The organism is Cytobacillus sp. (assembly GCF_964223445.1).
Classification (GTDB): domain Bacteria; phylum Bacillota; class Bacilli; order Bacillales; family Cytobacillaceae; genus Cytobacillus.
The window spans coordinates 1-2683 of the sequence record NZ_CAXQGS010000137.1; the positions used below are offsets into that span (position 1 = coordinate 1).

Here is a 2683-nt window from a genome sequence, read left to right on the forward strand (position 1 = left end):
GATCTGAAGGCATAGATGGCGTTAAAGACCAATGGTTTGTCGGCTATACACCACAGCTGGTAGGTGCTGTGTGGGTTGGCCACGATAAGACAGATGCAAAAAACTATCTTACAACCTCCAGCAGTGAAGGCACGGCTCCAATATTCCGCGAAATCATGGGAGAAGCCCTGAAAAACCAGGAAGCAGAATCATTTAATGTCCCTCAAATTGCTGGCCTGATGGAACAGAGGCAAAGGGAGCAGCAAAGAAAAGCATGGGAGGAAAACATTAGAAAAGAAACAGCGAAGATAAAAGAAAAAATTGAAAAAGAAAAGGAAAAATGGAAAGATAAATGGAATAAAGGGAAGGAAAAAGGCAAAGAGAAAGAGAAGGAAAAAGATAAAAAGAAAGATAAAGAAAAAGAGGATGATTAACAATATACACGTAAGGAGTACAGTGAAAATCTGTACTCTTTTTTTAGGAGGTGGGCCGTCATGGCAGAAAAATTTTATGATGAATTAGCAGGAGATTATCACTTGATTTTTGAGGACTGGGATTGTTCCATTGCCAGACAGGGAGAGGTGCTGGATAATTTATTAACGGCAGAGGGCATAAAAAAATCCTCATCTATTTTGGATTGTTCCTGCGGCATTGGAACCCAGGCTTTAGGACTAGCTAAAAAAGGATATAAAATAACAGCGTCTGACATTAGCGGAAAGTCTATAGAAAGGGCAATAAGGGAAGCGGAACTGAGACACCTGAACATCCAATTTTTTCAGGCAGATATGAGGGCATTGTCATCTGTAAGCAGCGATTCTTTTCAAGCAATCATCTCTATGGATAACGCCTTGCCGCACCTCATTACCGATAAGGATTGCCTAGAGGCACTTAAGGAGGTATACTGTTCCCTCAGCCAGGAAGGCATTTTTCTTTTTTCTACCAGAAATTACGATGCAATACATAAAGAAAGGCCTTCGTCTACCTTGCCTGCAAGAAGGAAAAATACCATAACCTTTCAGCTGTGGGATTGGCATCAAAATTCTGACGTATATGATTTGCGGCATTTCACAATGGCGGAAAAAGACGGAACCTGGGATGTGTCGGAAAGAAATTCCCAGTATAGGGCCTATAAAAGGGAGGACCTAAAGCAGCTGCTGCTGGAAGCTGGTTTCCGGCAGGTAAAATGGCTTCACCCTGAAGAATCTGGTTTTTATCAGCCAATTGCCATTGCATATAAATAAAAAAAGGCCATTCGGCCTTTTTTTATAGAAATTATTTAGAATAACCAGCTGATTATCGCGCCAATTACCACAATCGCTCCAACTACCATAAAAATTGTACGTATCATCTATCTTCACTCCAATCACTTTGCAATAAAATGGTCATTTATAGCTGAAATGTTTCAGCGGAATTGATTAAGCGTTTTTCTGACATGCGCAGCACTGAAACATGGTTGCTGCACATTTCTTTGATGTCTTCCAGATGCTTCTGAACTTCATTTCCTTCAACAATGATCTTTAGGGTCGTCTGCGGCTTCACTGTTAATAGGAAAGACACTAATTTAGACAGGTTTGAGGCATCCACAGCTTTGTGTTTGCTGTAGAGGTATGTAGTGCCTTCAAATTGTTTTGCTCCTTGATAAATTTCAAGCATTTTCTTCATTGTGAACCTATTTTGGACTAAAACATTGGTAGAAATAATTTCTTTCATTTTATAAATCTCCCTTTCAAAAAGTATTTTATATATTGATCGATTAATGATGTGGTTGTACTAGAGATTTACCCATGTAATCTGAACCGTAAACCATCGTGAATCAAAGTGTGAATAATTACCTTTTTTAAGTCGTTAAATATATCGGGATTGAGGCACTTTCAGTCTCGAGAAGGAGATAAAAACCATCAGGAGCCGCTTAATCAATCGTTTGTCACTATTTAAACTGGTGATATAAACCGGGAAACTGAGGTAAAAGGGATGAAAAAATTCAAAGAAATCTTTCAAAATGCCAACTATGTTAAATTGTTTTTCGCTAACTTTACTTCTCAGATGGGCAGCACGATTGGTTTAACTGCATTCATGTTTTATTTGCTTGACCGTTTCTCGGATCAGCCTTTTTATGCTACATTAACTGAATTGATGTTCTCTGTTCCGACTCTGGCGGTGTTTTTTTTAGTTGGAGTGTTTGCCGATAGGATGGATCGCCAGAAAATTGCTTATTATTGTGACTGGATCAGCTCATTATTATCAATTGTACTTTTGCTGACTGTTATCATAGGCTGGATGCCGCTGGTATTTACAGTATTGTTCCTGAGGAGTGCAATCCAGAAATTCTTCTTTCCCGCTGAGCATGCAATGATTCAAGGAATATTGCAAAGCGAAGATTATACCACTGCAGCGGGTCTAAACCAGGTTGTGATGAGTCTTTTTATGCTGTTCGGAAATGGCCTTGGCATTTTTGTATACTGGACAGTGGGAGTATACGGCGCCATTATGACTGATGCTCTTACCTTTATCATTAGTGCATTATTAATAAGATCCTGCCGTATACCCGAAGAAGTCCGCCTGCCGAATGGCGGCCATAATCTTAAAGACTTAAATATCGCGATTGTCCTCAGGGACTTTAATCTTGGAATGAAATATATTCTAAAGCACAAGTTATTATCTTCCTTGCTTGTTGGTTTCTTCGTTTTCGGAGCGGTAAACGGCG

The 2683-nt window shown here is 39.5% G+C and carries 3 protein-coding genes and 1 pseudogene; 3 read left to right on the forward strand and 1 reads right to left on the reverse strand.

Annotated elements, in window-relative coordinates; all coding sequences use genetic code 11:
• Positions 1-413: pseudogene (locus ACEQ1T_RS24225) on the forward strand (penicillin-binding protein); the annotation flags it as partial.
• Between the two features lie 60 nt (positions 414-473).
• The gene (locus ACEQ1T_RS24230) at positions 474-1220 is read left to right on the forward strand and encodes a class I SAM-dependent methyltransferase (RefSeq protein ID WP_370225112.1); all 747 of its coding nucleotides are present in this window, start codon (positions 474-476) and stop codon (positions 1218-1220) included.
• A 145-nt stretch (positions 1221-1365) separates the two neighbouring features.
• Here ACEQ1T_RS24230 and ACEQ1T_RS24235 read toward each other — a convergent pair whose 3' ends face one another.
• Entirely contained in the window at positions 1366-1689 is a 324-nt protein-coding gene (locus ACEQ1T_RS24235) for an HPr family phosphocarrier protein (protein WP_206834930.1), read from the reverse strand.
• Positions 1690-1950: 261 nt separating this feature from the next.
• On the opposite strand from ACEQ1T_RS24235, the gene ACEQ1T_RS24240 reads away from it, so the two are divergent.
• Positions 1951-2683, forward strand: a 733-nt coding sequence (locus tag ACEQ1T_RS24240; RefSeq protein ID WP_370225113.1) for an MFS transporter, incomplete at its 3' end; no start/stop codon positions are given.

Excerpts from the sequence above, each read along its gene's own strand:
- ACEQ1T_RS24230 (WP_370225112.1), top strand. The coding sequence starts at position 474 with ATGGCAGAAAAATTTTATGATGAATTAGCAGGAGATTATCACTTGATT.
- ACEQ1T_RS24235 (WP_206834930.1), bottom strand. The coding sequence starts at position 1,689 with ATGAAAGAAATTATTTCTACCAATGTTTTAGTCCAAAATAGGTTCACA.